The following is a 16434-nucleotide window of genomic DNA, read 5'->3' as shown; positions in this document are numbered from 1 at the left end:
TTTGGTCATCGTATTGAGCTTAACGCTGCGTGACACCAGCAATCGTAAAGCTTGGATTGACCTGAGTGAGCTTTTTGATGAGGTAATTCAAAAGCACCCCATACATAGGGACAAACAGCCCTAGGCTGATCAATAACTTCACACCGTAATCCACCAGCGCGATTTCTGTCCAGTGTTCAGCCATAAAAGCATCGGGGCTTTGATAAAACGCAATCGCAAAAAACGCGAGTGTATCTAACGCGTTACCAAATAGCGTTGAGCAGGTCGGCGCCACCCACCACTGTTTGAGTTGACGCAGACGATTAAAGACTTGGACGTCCAATATTTGGCCAAGTAAATACGCCATAAAGCTCGCCAAAGCGATACGCGCAACAAACAGGTTAAATTCACTGAGATGGGAAAAACCTTGATATTGGCCTTCATAAAACAACACTGACAGCACATAAGAAACCACCAGAGCCGGAATCATCACCAAAAAGATGATCTTACGAGCCAGCGGCGCACCGAAGATACGTACCGTTAAATCCGTCGCCAGAAAAATAAACGGGAAGGTAAACGCGCCCCAAGTGGTATGTAAACCAAATAGAGTAAAAGGGATTTGAACCAGATAGTTGCTGGAAGCAATAATGATTAAATGGAAGAGAACCAAATAATTAAGGGCGTTGCGCTGCTGCGCAGGAGTAAAGTTATTCATGCAATACCTTTTTAGTTTGGTTTGGGGGTGAGGGAACCCAAATCGAGTCGTCAGCACTTATGCTGTTAACTCTCACCAATAATATGAAATACGATCACGCGTACAACGCGAAGCTCAATAGAGCGGCTGGCGATTATACCGAAACCAACACCGGCCGCAAGCGCTTAAATAATAGGCAAACGATTATCTGAGAATGGGCTTAAAACCCTTTGGTGAAGAGCTGGGCTAAAAAAGCCATTTCTTGCTGAGATTCATGAGCACTTAAGGTTTCAAACCACACGGATTCGCTGTACTGCTCCGCTTTCAACATCAACTCACAGCCTTCAAAGTCAATTAGCCACGAGTGGATGTCCGCATCGGCTTGCCTTTCGGTCACCGTGGCAGATAACAAAGAGACTAACTGCTCGCCTAAAACAGGAAAGCTATCGTAGTCAAAACTTGGGGTCGATATAACTAAGCGGCCAAGTTCAGGCTGGAAATCGCGTAATGTAAATTGAGGCAATGAATTAGCCATAGTGCGTAACATGCTCCTGAATCATATCCAAAAACGGATCCGCGTATTTTTCAAGCTTACGCTGTCCAACGCCATTAACCGCTAACATCTCACCATAAGACATCGGTAAGATCTCAGCCATATCAATCAAGGTCGCATCACTAAACACCACGTATGGCGGCAACCCTTCTTCATCAGCAATGGATTTACGCAGCTTCCGCAGCTTACTAAATAGCTTTTTATCGTAATGTTTATTGGAGAGCTTATCCGCCTTGGCAGCCCGTGCGGCTGTATCTAAACGTGGTACCGCCAGTTCAATACTCATCTCCCCTCTTAATAGCGGGCGCGCTTCTTCGGTAAGTTGCAAAGTGGAGTTACGAGTGATGTTTTGAAACAGCAATCCTTTATGGATCAATTGACGAAAAATACTCACCCAATAGTCATGGCTGTGGTCACGGCCAAGACCATACGTGGACAGCTTGTCATGGCCTTGTTCGCGAATTCGAATATTTTGCATGCCACGAAGCACCTCGACCACATAGCCAATACCAAAGCTTTGATTGACACGATACACACACGACAACGCCTTTTGCGCTTCCTGCGTGGCATCAAAATGCTTTGGTGGGTCCAGGCAGATATCACAGTTACCACATGGCTCATGACGATACTCACCAAAGTAGTTAAGCAGCACTTGACGACGACAAGTTTGCGCTTCCGCAAAGGCACTCATTGCATTGAGCTTATGGCTTTCAACTTGCTTTTGCGCCCCTTCCGGCTTTTCTTCAAGCATACGTCTGAGCCATCCAATATCCGCTGGGTCATACAGCATCATCGCTTCTGCCGGTAAACCATCACGACCGGCCCTGCCCGTCTCTTGATAATAAGATTCGATGTTACGAGGAATATCAAAGTGAACCACAAAACGCACATTCGGCTTATTGATTCCCATACCGAATGCCACCGTCGCAACCACGATCTGAATATCATCACGCTGAAAAGCTTCTTGCACATAAGCCCGCTCATCCATATCCAGCCCCGCATGATAACTGGCAGCGCGAATGTGGTTGTTACACAATTTCTCTGTCAGCATCTCTACTTTCTTGCGACTACCGCAATAGATAATGCCGCACTGCCCCTTTTGCGTGCCGAGGAAACGGATAATTTGTGAAACGGGTTTGTGCTTCTCTACCAAGGTATACCGGATATTAGGGCGATCAAAACTGCCAAGATGAATATCCGGCGCATTAAGCTGTAAACGGTGCATGATGTCGTTGCGCGTTGCATCGTCCGCAGTTGCGGTCAACGCCATAACAGGCACATGAGGAAAGTGCTGTTTTAACTGGCCTAGCGAGGCATATTCAGGACGAAAATCATGGCCCCACTGTGAGATACAGTGTGCTTCATCAACAGCAATCATCGACAACGGCAAACTGGCTAGTCGCTCTAGAAAATCGCGCATTAAGACCCGTTCTGGCGAGACATAAACCAATTTGACGCTTCCAGCATGGAGGCGGTTATAAATCGTCATCAACTCTTCACGTGGAATCGTCGAGTTAATACATTCTGCCGCAACGCCATTAGCCTTCAATTGATCGACTTGGTCTTTCATTAATGAAATGAGAGGGGAAATCACCAGGGTTAAGCCGTCACGTACCAAAGCAGGAATCTGGTAACAAAGAGATTTTCCGCCTCCGGTTGGCATGATCACCAACGCATCTTTACCAGCGACTGCGGCATTAATCACTTCACGTTGCCCGTCGCGGAAGGTTTGGTAACCAAATACGGTCTCCAACACACTTTGCGGTGTCAGTTGGTCGTCAGGCTGCTGGGCAAGCAAAGTGGAGGTCATGCAATTTCTCAAGTAAATGATGATAAGAGCGAAAAGATAATTTCGTTTGAGGCGCACATTGTAGAGGGGATTGCTGGCGAATAAAACTGCAAATTGTTAGGTGAATGTTTCTGTCGCTCGTATAATGACCGCTGCTCAACTTTCCGATGACAGAGAAGACGGATGACCACGGAAGAACAACTTCAGGCCAAACAAGGCGTGCTACTTGCCATTGCGGCTTACACCATGTGGGGAATTGCTCCCATCTATTTCAAGACCGTTGCCCACGTCTCCGCTCTGGAAATTCTCAGTCATCGCGTTGTATGGTCATTTATCTTTTTAGCGGTACTTATGCACAGTGGACGCCGCTGGCGAGGTTTTGTTGAGATCTTTCGCACCAAGACCAAACTGATCTATATGTTGGCTACCTCGTTGTTAATTGGCAGCAACTGGTTGGTTTTTATCTGGGCGATCAACGCCAATCATATGCTGGATGCAAGCCTCGGTTATTATATTAACCCACTGATTAACGTAGTGTTTGGTATGCTGTTTCTCGGAGAACGGTTACGCAAAATGCAATGGCTGGCCGTGTTTCTGGCAGCATGCGGTGTGTTAACCCAGTTGATTGCGTTTGGCAGTGTGCCGATGGTGGCGTTTGCTCTCGCTATGACTTTTGCGCTCTACGGCTTGTTGAGAAAGAAAGTGGCGGTCGATGCTCAAACCGGGCTATTTATTGAAACCTTACTGTTGTTGCCTGTAGCGGCGATTTACCTTTGGCAATTTGCTGATAGCTCAACCAACAACATGTTCCACAACTCTTGGTCACTGAACTGGCTGCTGATCGCGGCTGGGATCGTCACAACTCTGCCTTTGCTGTGTTTTACTGGTGCCGCGACACGGCTAAAACTCTCCACTCTAGGATTTTTTCAGTATATCGGACCAAGCTTTATGTTTGTACTTGCCGTAGCGATATATGGTGAAACCTTTTCAATGGATAAAGCCGTCACTTTCGCCTTTATCTGGGGGGCTTTGCTGATTTTCAGTGCCGATGGCTTTGCCCATTCCAAGAAAAAAAGACTACAGGCAGTTAATCATCCTTAAAAGACCGGCAACAAGGTGAACCTTGTTTATCGTCACCTTGCTGCCGTTATTCTAGGCTGTTTCAGCGGTCAGTGCTTATTTACCGCAGTACATCACATTATAAATAAACACTGGAATACCAATAACATAGCGTTTGAACAAGCGCTTAGGCTCCAAGAACAAGCGATACAGCCACTCTAATCCCATTTGTTGGAATATCTCCGGCGCACGAGTAAAACGCCCAGCTTGGAAGTCGATGATCGCCCCACCACACACGATGATGGTCGGTGCATCGGATGCCTCTTTAATAAGCTGCGCAACTCGTTCCTGCTTTGGCATGCCCATCGCAAGTACGATGATGTTAAGTCGGTTTTCATCCACATGACGCAGATAATGTTGCACGTAATCAGACTCAGACAAAAAACCATCGAGACTGAGGAAATCACGCGAACGAAATAAATTTTTTGCCCCCGTTTTTAACCACGGTTCACAAGTACCGTAAGCAAAAAAACGCAGCTGCTTGTTTGACTTCAGCGCTGATGAAATGAGCAATGGAATGAAATCCGTACCGTTTAGGTTCGCCTTAGGCTCAAGCTTATGATAACGACAAGCGATTTCGATCCCTTTACCATCTCGCAGTAGATAATCGAGTTGGAAAAAACTGTCTCGTGTCTGACGATTCTTCTCGATCAGGTTATAGCCGTACTGATTTAAAAACCCGACCGAAATCGTCCGCCGAGTATCGAGCAACTCCACAACCAAGTCTTCAATTTCGTCTTCGTCAACTCGAGTCAGCTGATTGAGTATACTAGTCATAATTCGCCACACTTAAAACATGAGCCTTACATTACAACAAGAGACATCGATCACGTCTATTCATCTTGCCATCCTTTAGCCGCTGTCTCCTTAATGACACATCCTGAGTATTTACGTGATAATTTTTTACAAGACATCAATAAGTTGAATGGATAATATTGGTCAAGAGTTAACCACGTGATTTCGTTATGCATCAAGATAATGTCAACTATTACACCACGGCTTATGATGCGCTGCATTTGATCGCGGCCGACTATAAGCAATTCGCGTTTTCACGCCATTATCATCTCGATTTTCATATCGGTTTAATCACTCGAGGAGAGCAGTCGTTTTACTCTCATGGGCAACGACATCGAGTGGGACAAGGGCAAATCGTGTTAATGCCGCCCGATGAACTGCATGACGGTCATGCTTATATGGATGCTGGATATCAAGTTCGAGTATTTGCGATCCAGCCCGATTGGCTGAGCGATCTTGCCGATCTCAAGCAAACTGGTCAAATTATCCACTTTAATCATCTGATCCTCTCGGATCCTGCGGTTTTTTCACAACTTCTTAACCTTCACCAACAACTCACCGTGCAAAATCTCAGTGCGTTAGCCAAAGATTGTCTGCCATTTGAAGGACTTAATCTCGTTTTTGATCGCTTTGGATCGCGTCAACGCCAACCGCTGTATACGCTTGGCAGTATCTCGATTCAGCGCCTAAAAGAGTACTTACTGGCACATCTAGACCAACCGATTCGCTTGGCGGAATTAGCTTCGATATGCCAACTGAGCCCGACCCAATTTCAGCGCCACTTTAAAGCCACAATGAATATTAGCCCGTATGCGTGGTTATCTCGCCTACGTCTGGAGCAAGGATTTAAGCTGCTCAAGTCCGGGCAAAATGGTAGTGAGGTAGCGCTGGCTGTTGGCTTTTATGATCAAGCCCACTTTGTGAAAGCGTTCAAAAGCAGTTACGGTATTTCGCCCTCACAAATTCAGCGTCGCTAAGGTATCCATGTACGGAATTTACAATCACCATGAAGACCGATTTGCCATACTGCGCCCCTAACTCACGATAAATAGATACTTATGGATACTCTGACGCCCGTTATCACTATTTCCACCATTCACTTTATTGCCTTAATGAGCCCAGGACCCGACTTTGCCCTTGTGGTTCAAAATGCCACGCGCTACGGGCGGCCTACTGGCTTGGCAATCGCATTAGGATTAGCTTGCGGGATATTGCTGCACTCCATTTTTAGTATTACGGGCGTCAGCCTCATTGTTCACCAGCACCCTCTGCTATTTTCGCTCATGCAGATCATTGGCGGTGGATATTTGCTTTACTTAGGTTATGGCGCACTAACCGCAGTATGGCTCCATCGTCATACACCCGCGGTTGCCGAGTCTTCATCTGATAAAAGCCCTTTACTGCTCGCCAATCGACGACAGGCATTTTCTCGAGGCTTTGCCACTAATATTCTTAATCCCAAAGCCTTAGTGTTTTTCGTTAGCTTGATGTCGAGTCTGGTGCCCGCTGACATGAGTATCAGCATCAAAACATTGACGGTCGTGATTTTGTTTGTTTTGTCACTGAGCTGGTTTTCTTTTCTGGCTTGGGTACTTTCTACACCGAGATTGCAGAACAAACTGCAATCCGCAGTACGATATATTGATGCTTTATGTGGCTTGGTGTTTACCCTCATCGCGATCACTATCTTGTATCAAGCGGTGCTGCGTTTGCTGAGCTAATGCCCCATTTTTGATTTTTCGATCAATTTTTCTCGCTCATCGCTAGATCCAAAACACGTCAACTGCCACTCTGAAAATGGACTTAACTATCTATAAGTGTCTAACACAACTGATAAATTATTCATTGATTCGTGAACAAGGAGAGAGTGTATGCCGTGGAAAAGCAAATGGGTCATCAGTGCAGGGCTGATGTTATTCGCCCCTTTTACTTTGGCTAACCAGATTACGGACAGTATTGCGCCAGAGCAAAGTAGCGGTTTAGAACACAAAAACCTAACCCATGCCAAACACTGGATGGTCACAGCAGCGAACCCAATCGCAGCCCGCGCGGGAGCCAATATTCTTAAGCAAGGAGGAAACGCTATTGATGCGATGGTGGCGGTACAATTCGTTCTTGGCTTGGTCGAGCCCCAATCTTCGGGGATAGGTGGTGGCGCGTTCTTGGTCTATTGGGATGCAAAGAATCAAGACCTAACCAGTTTTGATGGGCGAGAAACCGCCCCCATGGCCGTCACACCCCGATTATTTCAAGATGACGATGGCGAACCCCTTTCTTTCTATGATGCAGTGGTTGGTGGCCGATCGGTCGGTACGCCAGGTACTGTGAAGCTGATGTGGGAAACACATAAAAAATACGGCAAGTTAAAGTGGGAAACCCTGCTGAAACCTGCCATTCAAGCCGCTGAACAGGGCTTCATCGTGAGCCCTCGTCTTGCAACATTAATTGCCGATGATCAGCAAAGACTCAGCCGCTACCCAGCGACGCGACATTATTTTTTTGATGATCAAGGGGCGCCACTCTCCGCCGGAACCTTATTGAAAAACCCACAATACGCAACCACTCTGCAAGCGATTGCCAAACAAGGCGCGGATGCCTTTTACCAAGGGGACATCAGTCGCGATATTATTGAAACAGTACAGAACGCTGAAGGTAATCCGGGCGTATTAGCTCAGCGCGATATGGACAACTATGACATCAAGCAGCGTTCCGTGGTGTGTTCTGCTTACCAAGTTTACGACGTATGCGGCATGGGGCCACCTAGCTCGGGCGCCCTCACTGTTGGGCAGATTTTATCACTGACGCAACACTTCAACCTAAAAAAATGGGGGCCGAACGATCCACGCTCTTGGCAGATCATCAGTGACACTTCGCAATTAGCTTTTGCTGACCGCGCCCAATACATGGCTGACGAAGATTACGTTCCGATGCCAACTCAAGGTTTACTTGATGAAAACTATCTCTCTGACCGCGCTCAGCAAATAACCGTCGGTAAGGCCTTGCAAGATGCGAGACCGGGCACACCACCATGGCAGCACGCAATGCGCCTCAGCCCTGACCAATCCATTGAGTTACCCAGCACCAGTCACTTTAATATTGTTGATCGTGATGGCAACGTCGTCTCAATCACCACCACAATTGAGAATGCTTTTGGATCACGACTTATGGTTCGGGGTTTCTTGCTCAATAATGAACTGACCGATTTTTCGTTTAGAACACACAGCAATGGCGTTCCCATTGCCAATCGTATTGAACCGGGAAAACGCCCACGATCATCAATGGCCCCGACCATTGTCATGAAAGACGATATGCCTTACTTAGCGATCGGCTCTCCTGGCGGTAGCCGAATTATTGGTTATGTGGCCCAATCGATTATTGCCCACACTCAATGGAATATGGATATTCAACAAGCGATAAACCAACCTCACTTACTCAATCGTTTTGGTGAAATGGATGTTGAGCAAGGTACAGAAGCTGAAAATCTCATTGAGCCACTGAAACAGCTCGGCATCCAAGTTCGTGCGCGAGATCTCAATTCTGGACTGCATGCAATCCGTATTACATCACAAGGTTTAGAGGGAGCAGCCGATCCACGCCGAGAAGGTGTGGCTATTGGCCAATAACGCTTTGGAGGTATTGGGTTGATCTGCTCACCCCCGTGTGCGAGATCTCTCACACGGGGGTGAGTAAATATCGCTTTTTTACGCAGAAAATAACACATGAATGTATGTAAGTTATTGATTCATAAAAATATGAACAAAGATCACTCAAATAAAAACGCATATAATCATTTTCTTACCATTGCTGAAAAGTCAGATTCCCGTAATATCGAAGTTGTCGGTAGGATGCTGACACGGAACAGGAACTCACCACGGATTGGTCATCTTCAGGAAGAAGATTCGGTTATTCAGGATGAATGATCGGCATGGACAGCAAAGGACATTGAACGGACGCAATAGTAACTAGGATGGTTGCTAAAAAGGAAGTGAAATGGACACCTCTGGACGAGGCAAGGACTCAACATCAGGATGATGTAAAGGACACCGCTCAGGGATTAAGTGATGAGAGCTAACTGGGATAGTTAGTGGACCAGGACAGGTCAAGGACACCGCTAGGATGGCGACGAAAGGACTAAGCTGACGGATTTCAGCATACTTATCAAGGAATAGATGCAGGGAGCAACTTAGTAGCCGGATTGCTGCAAGTAAGACTATAACCCCGATGGGCTTTTGCCCTCGGGGTTTTTCTTTATCAGCCAGTCGCTAATAGCAAAACTCACAGCAAGCTAGCTATCATCCAAAGTGAAAAAGGAGCGCCATAGCGCTCCTTTTATATCAGCCATTCATCACTTAAAGCTGCTCAAGCTTAGCGTAAGCGGTGACCAACCACTTAATCCCTTCACCATTGAAGGCGACTTGCACACGGCTTTGTGGACCACTACCTTCAAAGTTAATAATCGTCCCTTCGCCAAATTTAGGGTGTTTCACTCGCGAACCGAGGCTGAACCCTGTCTCATTGAAGCTCTCTTTGACCGCGGTTTGGCTAAAGCGGCCACTACTCGCGGGACGGCTCACCTGCGCTTTCATTCGGACTTCATCTAAACAGCTTTCGGGTAACTCACGAATAAAACGTGATGGTTTGTGGTATTTGTCTTGACCGTACAAACGACGCATTTCAGCGTAGGTGATATACAGTTTTTGCTTGGCACGGGTCATTCCCACATAACACAAGCGGCGCTCTTCTTCTAAACGCCCCGCTTCTTCGGCTGACATTTGGCTTGGGAACATGCCTTCTTCAACCCCAACCATAAAGACCAGAGGAAACTCCAGACCTTTCGCACTATGGAGTGTCATTAACTGCACAGCATCATCAAATTCATCCGCTTGGCCTTCACCGGCCTCCAATGCTGCGTGGGTCAAGAACGCCGTCAGCAGTGGCATATCATCCGCTTCTTCCGGCTTTTCAAATTGGCGAGTAGCGGTGACCAATTCTTCCAAGTTCTCAATCCGTGCCTTTGACTTCTCACCCTTTTCTTGTTCATACATGGTGTACAAACCCGATGAATGAATCACATGGTTGGTTTGTTCATGCAGTGGCATTTCATGAGTATCATCTTCCAACGCATTAACCAGTTCAACAAAACGCCCCAATGCGCCAGCCGCTCGGCCGGTTAATACTTGCTCATTGAGCAATGCGATACTTGCATCCCACATGGTACAACCACGCTCGCGAGCGGCAAAACGAATGGTTTCTAATGTCTTATCGCCCATACCACGCGTTGGCGTATTAACGATACGCTCAAACGCGGCGTCATCATTACGGTTGGACATCAAACGCATGTAGCTCAACGCATCACGAATTTCTTGACGCTCAAAGAAACGCATGCCCCCGTAAATTCGATACGGCAAGCCCGCTTGAATCAACGCTTCTTCCAGCACCCGTGATTGGGCGTTATTGCGATATAGCATAGCGCACTCGTTAAGCACGCCGCCTTTATCTTGCCACTCTTTGATTTTACTCACCGTAAACCGAGCTTCATCCAGCTCGTTGTAGGCCGAGTATACTGAAATCAGCTCACCCGCTTCGCCATCCGTCCACAACTCTTTGCCCATACGTTCGGTATTGTTGGCAATCAGTGTGTTTGAGGCTTCCAAAATGGTTTTGGTCGAACGGTAGTTCTGTTCGAGACGAATGGTATTCACACTAGGAAATTCCAACGTGAATTTTTCGATATTTTCGACTTTTGCACCGCGCCAGCCATAAATCGATTGATCATCATCACCAACGATCATGACGTGGCTGTCAGGGCCCGCCATCATTCTTAACCAAGCGTATTGGATGTTGTTGGTGTCTTGAAATTCATCGACCAATATATGTTTAAAACGCGCTTGATAGTGCTCGCGAATATGCTGTTTGTCACGCAGCAACTCATGAGTGCGTAGCAAAATTTCAGCAAAATCCACCAGCCCGGCGCGATCACATGCCTCTTGGTAAGCACGATAAAGCTGCAAATAGGTTTTGGTAATCGGATCGTGGTACGCATCGATGTGCTGCGGACGTAACCCTTCGTCTTTCTTACCATTAATCCACCACGCCGCCTGGCGTGCAGGCCACTGCTTCTCATCAAGGTTTTGCGCCTTAATTAAACGACGCAACAGGCGCTGCTGATCATCACCGTCGATGATTTGAAAATCTTCCGGCAACTTAGCATCCAGATAATGCGCCCGTAAAATTCGGTGGCAAATGCCGTGGAAAGTCCCGTTCCACATGCCTGATGCGCTGCCCATCATCAGCTCTTCAATTCGCCCACGCATCTCTGCTGCCGCTTTATTAGTAAACGTGACCGACATGATTGAGAACGGCGATGCTTGTTCAACAGACATCAACCACGCAATACGATGAACCAGCACTCGAGTCTTACCACTTCCCGCTCCGGCAAGCACGAGTAAGTTTTCAAGCGGTGCGGCGACGGCTTGGCGTTGTTTGTCGTTAAGACCATCGAGTAATAAGGAGGGATCCATCATGTCAGGCTACTGGTTATTTATACATAAAGAACGATTATAACCTAAACAACTTGCTGTGTTCAGGGCTAAAGCCAAGAAAAATTTTTAGTCTAAATAAGGAATAAATTCAGTTTGTTACCAGATAATTTCACCACTTATAGAAAAAATATGCCTTTAAGGTGAAAGATTTTTTCTTTTCCATCGCTCTTTTTTAGTAAGCAAGTTGGCGAGCGGTAGAGTCACTTGTGAACATTCAAACAATGACTTTAGTGAGGAAAGGAAGATGAACAAATCCAATATCGCCGTTAGTGCCGCCGTGACTGGGCTTCTTGCCATCGGAGGATCATTACTCAGCGCGGCCCCAGCCGTCGCCGCCGAAAAGGAAAAATGCTACGGCGTCGCCAAAGCAGGAATGAATGACTGCGCAACCAAAACCAGCTCGTGCGCAGGCACCTCAAAAATGGACCATCAAAAAGATGCGTTTGTTGTGGTGCCAAAAGGCTTGTGTGACAAACTTGCTGGTAGCAGCAAAATGTCATCGTAGCGGATGATCTCTGTTATGGCTGGCAAGCGTAATGTTTGTCAGCCAGACTAAGGAGCTTGTAATGTCATCTCATCATTGTGCGTTGAGTCCTTATGTCGGTGTTGGGCTACGTACTCCCCACCTTGACTATTTCGCCGCCAAACCTGAGACCTTGTCTTGGTTAGAAATCCACAGCGAAAACTACTTTCAGCCTCAAAGCCCAGCGAGAAAAAAACTTAACCATATTGCCCAATCCTGCCAGATCAGTTGCCATGGTATAGGGTTGTCACTCGGCAGCGTGGAGCGTGTGAACCGTCGTCATCTGGTTGAGCTGACCACGTTACTCAATGATATCCAACCGATATTCGTCTCTGATCACCTTAGTTGGTGTCAACAAGGTGGCCATTATTACAACGATTTGCTGCCCCTGCCCTATACCGAAGAAGCGTTAGATGTCTTTTGTCGCAATGTTCTCGAAGTACAAGACGCGATAAAGCGCCCGTTATTAATTGAAAATCCGTCGAGCTATCTGACGTTCAACCACTCAACCATCAACGAGTGGACTTTTCTCAATCACGTTCAACAGCGCACTGATTGTCGCCTGCTCCTCGATATTAATAATATTTACGTTTCCGCCTTCAACCACCAATTTGACCCACTCACTTACCTTCAAGCCATCAATACTCAAGCGGTGGATGAAATTCATCTTGCAGGTTTCAGCCGGCAGATTTTAGACAGTGGGGAAATATGGATTGATACCCACGATCGCCCGGTATGCCAAGACGTTTGGCAATGGTACCACCGCTGGATTAAACAATTCGGTCCTCGCCATACGCTGATCGAATGGGACACCGATATTCCTCGACCTGAGGTGCTGCTAGAGCAAGCTGCCATCGCCAGCCAAATGCTCACTCCGCTGACCGCGATCAATACCATGAGGAGCACCTGATGACTCTCGCTCAATTACAACAGCAATTTACTCAGGCATTACGTTACCAAAACGAAGATATCACTCAGCACATTCACGCTGACGCGATTAACACTGCCGAAAGGCTGCAAATTTATCGCAATCATTTCGTGCTCAGCTTGAGCGACGTTCTTGCGGCGACCTACCCTTTGGTTAGATTGCTGGTGGGTGAGCAATGCTTTATGCAGTTAGCTCGCAGCCACGTACTGACACATCCTCCAACCCAAGCCGACGTTAACCAATATGGCGAGGGCTTTAGTGCCACGCTCGCCAAGTTTCCACAGGTTATTGAAAGCGCTCCGTATATTGTCGATATGGCAGATTTGGAATGGCAATGTGACCGCCTTCACCAACGCGACTTTTCTGCTCGTCCTTCTCATGACATGCCGCGACCACTGAATGAATTACAACAGTTAACGCCCCTTCAATATCGCCAAGTCGTGCTCGAACTGAATCCACACATTTCAATACTGACCACTCAATATGCGGTGACCGCTCTAAAGTATGCCATCGACAATAATCAAGACTTATCCTCACTGGCTATCAACCATAGCGAATACGTGTTGATTGTTAGGAAGCTCGGCATCGTCACACCGCATGTTGTTACTGACCATGCGCTTAAGTTAATTAGTACTTTAGAACGAAAACAACCACTTGAGAAAATTCCGCCAAACTGGTTAACGCACCTACCGATGTTGGCGAGCTTAGGGGCTATCACAGGGTTTAAGCTCTATGACGATGTACAGCAAAGTGAGGAAATGGATCATGGCAAACCAAATGCTTAACCTTGAGCAATTTTTAGAACATCGGCTAGCGCCTTGGTTACAACCCAGCTTATTGCTATTTTGTCGTTTGTGGGTGAGCTGGGTATTTTTTCGCGCAGGCCTGAGTAAAATCCAAAGTTGGGACAGCACGCTGTTTCTCTTTGAATACGAATATCAGGTGCCATTTTTATCTTTTAAAGCAGCAGCTTATATCGCTACCTTTGCCGAGTTAAGTTTGCCCTTAATCCTCGCTAGCGGCCTATATTCTCGTCTTAGCGCAACGCTACTGTTTGGTTTTAATATTATGGCGGTGGTTTCGTATCCGCTCCTGTGGGAGCGCGGCTTTTACGACCATCAACTTTGGGGATTTATGTTGATGGTTGTGATGATTTTTGGTGGAGGGAAATGGGCAGTTGAGCAGCTTTTAAAGCAAAAAGATCATGGGTAACCAAAAGCAATGAAAGCTGTACACTTATCCTCTCTTATCAATAAGGCGACCAAGTTCATAAGAGAATTAAGCCATAAAAAAAAGCCCTTGCTAGCAAGGGCTTTTTCATCATTTCGTTTAGTGGTATTTAAGCAGCAATTCCGGAGTGACGCAGTAAAGCGTCAATTTGCGGTTCGCGACCTCGAAAGCGCTTGAACAGCTCCATTGGCTCCTCACTACCCCCCATCTCTAGGATATTATTCAAGAAGCTTTGACCCGTTTCGGAGTTGAAGATTCCTTCTTCCTCAAAACGTGAATAGGCATCACAAGAGAGCACTTCTGCCCACAAGTAGCTGTAGTAGCCAGCGCTGTAACCACCAGCAAAAATATGGCTAAAGCCGTGTGAGAAGCGGGTCCATTCTAAGCTTGGCAATACTGCAACTTTAGCTTTGACTTCCGCTAAGGTTTCCAAAACCCGAGCACCGACTTCTGGGTCATATTCGGTATGTAATGTGAAATCGAACAAACCAAATTCAAGCTGGCGCAAAATAAACATCGCTGACTGGAAGTTTTTCGCAGCCAGCATTTTATCCAACATAGCTTTAGGTAATGGCTCACCCGTTTGGTAATGACCAGAAATAAACGCCAGTGCTTCTTCTTCCCAACACCAATTCTCTAGGAATTGACTTGGTAGCTCAACCGCATCCCATGGCACACCATTAATACCAGACACGGCTCCCGTATCGACTTGGGTCAACATGTGGTGAATGCCATGGCCCGTTTCATGGAAAAGGGTCACGACTTCATCGTGAGTAAACAGTGCTGGTTTATCACCGACGGGTTTGTTGAAATTACAGGTTAAGTAAGCCACAGGAGTTTGTAACTCACCTTGGGTGTTCATACGGCGCACGCGGCACTCATCCATCCACGCGCCACCTCGTTTATGCTCACGAGCATACAAATCAAGATAAAAGCTACCACGCAGCTGTTGTTGACTATCAAAAATATCAAAGAAGCGAACCGATTCATGCCAGGTATCGACGCCTTGACGTTCGACCACCTTCATACCAAATACGCGATGCAATACCTCAAAGAGACCACTGACGACCTTCTGTTCAGGAAAATAAGGACGGAGCTCTTCGTCAGAAATTTCAAATAGCTTCTGCTTTTGTTTCTCGCTGTAATACGCGATATCCCATGGGTTAAGCTCTTCAACACCAAATTCCGCTTTAGCAAACTGGCGTAGCTCTTCAACTTCTTTCTCACCTTGCGGCTTCGCTTTTGCGGCTAAATCATTTAAAAAGCCCAACACTTGCTCTGGCGTTTCAGCCATTTTGGTTGCCAACGATTTCTCACTATAGCTACTAAACCCGAGCATGCGAGCCACTTCATGACGTAGCTTGAGTAACTCATTGATGATTTCTGTGTTGTCCCATTTTCCCGCATTAGGCCCACGGTCAGAAGCACGAGTAACATAAGCTTCATACAATTCTGCACGCAGCGCTTGGTTATCACAGTAAGTCATCACGGGCAAATAAGAAGGAATATCCAGCGTGATTAAGTAACCATCGAGATCTTTCGCTTGGGCAGCCGCTTGCGCAGCGGCCAATGCCGATTCCGGTAAACCAGCGAGCTCAGAGGGATCTTCAATATGCTTGGTCCAGCCCATCGTGGCATCAAGCACGTTATTGGAAAATTGCGAACCCAGCTCAGACATACGCTTGCTGATTTCACCATAACGCGCCTGTTCATCTTTCGGCAAACCAATGCCTGACAACTCAAAATCACGCAGTGCGTCGGTAATGGTTTTTTGCTGTGCGCGAGTTAGAGTGGCGAACTCCTCACTGTTTCTTATCGTTTTGTAGGCTTCAAAGAGCCCTTTATGTTGGCCGACCCATGTTCCATATTCGGAGAGCAGCGGCAAACAGCTTTCGTACGCTTCACGCAGTTCTTCGCTGTTCATGACCGAATTTAAATGGCTCACAGGAGACCAAAGGCGACTTAAGTGATCATCCACTTCTTCAATTGGCGCAACGAGGTTGTCCCAAGTTGGTGTTGGATTGTCTTGCAGCAGCTGTTCAATTTTATTACGGCATTCAGTAATAGCTTGCTCCACCGCTGGCTTGACATGTTCTGGCTTGATCTGCGAAAACGCAGGCAAGTCGGTGATGGAAAGCAGAGGGTTCGACATAGAGAATTCCTTTTGTTAGCGACAGTGATGAAAGCAAAAATCACTGCTTATCGTTTTCAGTCATTAATTAGTAAATATAGGTAGGTTCAGCAATTTTCAATAGTGACGTATAATTCAACGCATCCACTTA

14 protein-coding genes are annotated in these 16434 nt (G+C 46.8%); 8 read left to right on the top strand and 6 right to left on the bottom strand.

The window, feature by feature from the left end; genetic code table 11:
* Window positions 1–19: 19 nt before the first annotated feature.
* From M1D72_RS07640 to recQ, 3 genes are all read right to left on the bottom strand, one after another.
* Window positions 20–694 carry a 7-cyano-7-deazaguanine/7-aminomethyl-7-deazaguanine transporter gene (locus M1D72_RS07640; protein WP_456296535.1) on the bottom strand — a complete coding sequence of 225 codons (675 nt, stop codon included), beginning with the start codon at window positions 692–694 and terminating at the stop codon, window positions 20–22.
* 199 nt (window positions 695–893) lie between these two features.
* Window positions 894–1208, bottom strand: coding sequence for a DUF3630 family protein (locus M1D72_RS07635; RefSeq protein ID WP_456296534.1), 315 nt, complete (start codon window positions 1206–1208; stop codon window positions 894–896).
* Window positions 1201–3036 carry an ATP-dependent DNA helicase RecQ gene (gene recQ, locus M1D72_RS07630; protein ID WP_456296533.1) on the bottom strand — a complete coding sequence of 612 codons (1836 nt, stop codon included), beginning with the start codon at window positions 3034–3036 and terminating at the stop codon, window positions 1201–1203. The genes M1D72_RS07635 and recQ overlap by 8 nt, the downstream gene beginning before the upstream one ends.
* A 162-nt stretch (window positions 3037–3198) precedes the next feature.
* Here recQ and rarD point away from each other — a divergent pair, with 162 nt between their 5' ends.
* Window positions 3199–4116 carry an EamA family transporter RarD gene (rarD, locus tag M1D72_RS07625; protein WP_456296532.1) on the top strand — a complete coding sequence of 306 codons (918 nt, stop codon included), beginning with the start codon at window positions 3199–3201 and terminating at the stop codon, window positions 4114–4116.
* A gap of 75 nt (window positions 4117–4191) precedes the next feature.
* On the opposite strand, the gene M1D72_RS07620 is transcribed toward rarD, so the two are convergent.
* Window positions 4192–4911, bottom strand: coding sequence for a WecB/TagA/CpsF family glycosyltransferase (locus M1D72_RS07620; protein ID WP_390196827.1), 720 nt, complete (start codon window positions 4909–4911; stop codon window positions 4192–4194).
* Window positions 4912–5099: 188 nt separating this feature from the next.
* Between M1D72_RS07620 and M1D72_RS07615 the strand changes: the two genes are divergently transcribed.
* The 3 genes from M1D72_RS07615 (at window position 5100) to ggt (ending at window position 8552) form a co-directional block, all read left to right on the top strand.
* The gene (locus M1D72_RS07615; protein WP_456296531.1) at window positions 5100–5906 is read left to right on the top strand and encodes an AraC family ligand binding domain-containing protein; all 807 of its coding nucleotides are present in this window, start codon (window positions 5100–5102) and stop codon (window positions 5904–5906) included.
* Window positions 5907–5987: 81 nt separating this feature from the next.
* On the top strand, window positions 5988–6650 hold the full coding sequence (locus tag M1D72_RS07610) for a LysE family translocator (protein ID WP_456296530.1): 663 nt from the start codon (window positions 5988–5990) through the stop codon (window positions 6648–6650).
* Between the two features lie 150 nt (window positions 6651–6800).
* Window positions 6801–8552, top strand: a complete 1752-nt coding sequence (ggt, locus tag M1D72_RS07605) for a gamma-glutamyltransferase (protein WP_456296529.1) — start codon at window positions 6801–6803, stop codon at window positions 8550–8552.
* A 726-nt stretch (window positions 8553–9278) separates the two neighbouring features.
* Here the strand turns inward: ggt and uvrD are convergent.
* Window positions 9279–11453 carry a DNA helicase II gene (uvrD, locus tag M1D72_RS07600; RefSeq protein WP_456296528.1) on the bottom strand — a complete coding sequence of 725 codons (2175 nt, stop codon included), beginning with the start codon at window positions 11451–11453 and terminating at the stop codon, window positions 9279–9281.
* 262 nt (window positions 11454–11715) lie between these two features.
* Between uvrD and M1D72_RS07595 the strand changes: the two genes are divergently transcribed.
* From M1D72_RS07595 to M1D72_RS07580, 4 genes are all read left to right on the top strand, one after another.
* Window positions 11716–11976, top strand: coding sequence for a BufA1 family periplasmic bufferin-type metallophore (locus tag M1D72_RS07595; protein ID WP_456296527.1), 261 nt, complete (start codon window positions 11716–11718; stop codon window positions 11974–11976).
* A gap of 61 nt (window positions 11977–12037) precedes the next feature.
* Window positions 12038–12904: an MNIO family bufferin maturase gene (gene bufB, locus M1D72_RS07590; protein ID WP_456296526.1), complete on the top strand. Its 867-nt coding sequence runs from the start codon at window positions 12038–12040 to the stop codon at window positions 12902–12904.
* A complete protein-coding gene (locus tag M1D72_RS07585; protein WP_456296525.1) occupies window positions 12904–13707 on the top strand; it encodes an HvfC/BufC family peptide modification chaperone in 804 nt (267 codons plus the stop codon). The genes bufB and M1D72_RS07585 overlap by 1 nt, the downstream gene beginning before the upstream one ends.
* Window positions 13700–14134: a DoxX family protein gene (locus M1D72_RS07580; RefSeq protein ID WP_456297368.1), complete on the top strand. Its 435-nt coding sequence runs from the start codon at window positions 13700–13702 to the stop codon at window positions 14132–14134. The genes M1D72_RS07585 and M1D72_RS07580 overlap by 8 nt, the downstream gene beginning before the upstream one ends.
* 127 nt (window positions 14135–14261) lie before the next feature.
* On the opposite strand, the gene prlC is transcribed toward M1D72_RS07580, so the two are convergent.
* On the bottom strand, window positions 14262–16304 hold the full coding sequence (prlC, locus tag M1D72_RS07575; RefSeq protein ID WP_456296524.1) for an oligopeptidase A: 2043 nt from the start codon (window positions 16302–16304) through the stop codon (window positions 14262–14264).
* Window positions 16305–16434: the final 130 nt, after the last annotated feature.

Source organism: Vibrio sp. AK197 (assembly GCF_053903115.1).
Note: the sequence above shows the minus strand (reverse complement) of the source record. Positions and strands in the feature narration are given on the sequence as shown.

What these genes read in the sequence shown, in the direction of transcription:
- M1D72_RS07595 (WP_456296527.1), top strand. Translation starts at nt 11,716, where the DNA reads ATGAACAAATCCAATATCGCCGTTAGTGCCGCCGTGACTGGGCTTCTT.
- M1D72_RS07620 (WP_390196827.1), bottom strand. Translation starts at nt 4,911, where the DNA reads ATGACTAGTATACTCAATCAGCTGACTCGAGTTGACGAAGACGAAATT.
- M1D72_RS07640 (WP_456296535.1), bottom strand. Translation starts at nt 694, where the DNA reads ATGAATAACTTTACTCCTGCGCAGCAGCGCAACGCCCTTAATTATTTG.
- recQ (WP_456296533.1), bottom strand. Translation starts at nt 3,036, where the DNA reads ATGACCTCCACTTTGCTTGCCCAGCAGCCTGACGACCAACTGACACCG.
- uvrD (WP_456296528.1), bottom strand. Translation starts at nt 11,453, where the DNA reads ATGATGGATCCCTCCTTATTACTCGATGGTCTTAACGACAAACAACGC.
- M1D72_RS07580 (WP_456297368.1), top strand. Translation starts at nt 13,700, where the DNA reads ATGCTTAACCTTGAGCAATTTTTAGAACATCGGCTAGCGCCTTGGTTA.
- prlC (WP_456296524.1), bottom strand. Translation starts at nt 16,304, where the DNA reads ATGTCGAACCCTCTGCTTTCCATCACCGACTTGCCTGCGTTTTCGCAG.
- M1D72_RS07635 (WP_456296534.1), bottom strand. Translation starts at nt 1,208, where the DNA reads ATGGCTAATTCATTGCCTCAATTTACATTACGCGATTTCCAGCCTGAA.
- M1D72_RS07585 (WP_456296525.1), top strand. Translation starts at nt 12,904, where the DNA reads ATGACTCTCGCTCAATTACAACAGCAATTTACTCAGGCATTACGTTAC.
- bufB (WP_456296526.1), top strand. Translation starts at nt 12,038, where the DNA reads ATGTCATCTCATCATTGTGCGTTGAGTCCTTATGTCGGTGTTGGGCTA.
- M1D72_RS07615 (WP_456296531.1), top strand. Translation starts at nt 5,100, where the DNA reads ATGCATCAAGATAATGTCAACTATTACACCACGGCTTATGATGCGCTG.
- ggt (WP_456296529.1), top strand. Translation starts at nt 6,801, where the DNA reads ATGCCGTGGAAAAGCAAATGGGTCATCAGTGCAGGGCTGATGTTATTC.
- rarD (WP_456296532.1), top strand. Translation starts at nt 3,199, where the DNA reads ATGACCACGGAAGAACAACTTCAGGCCAAACAAGGCGTGCTACTTGCC.
- M1D72_RS07610 (WP_456296530.1), top strand. Translation starts at nt 5,988, where the DNA reads ATGGATACTCTGACGCCCGTTATCACTATTTCCACCATTCACTTTATT.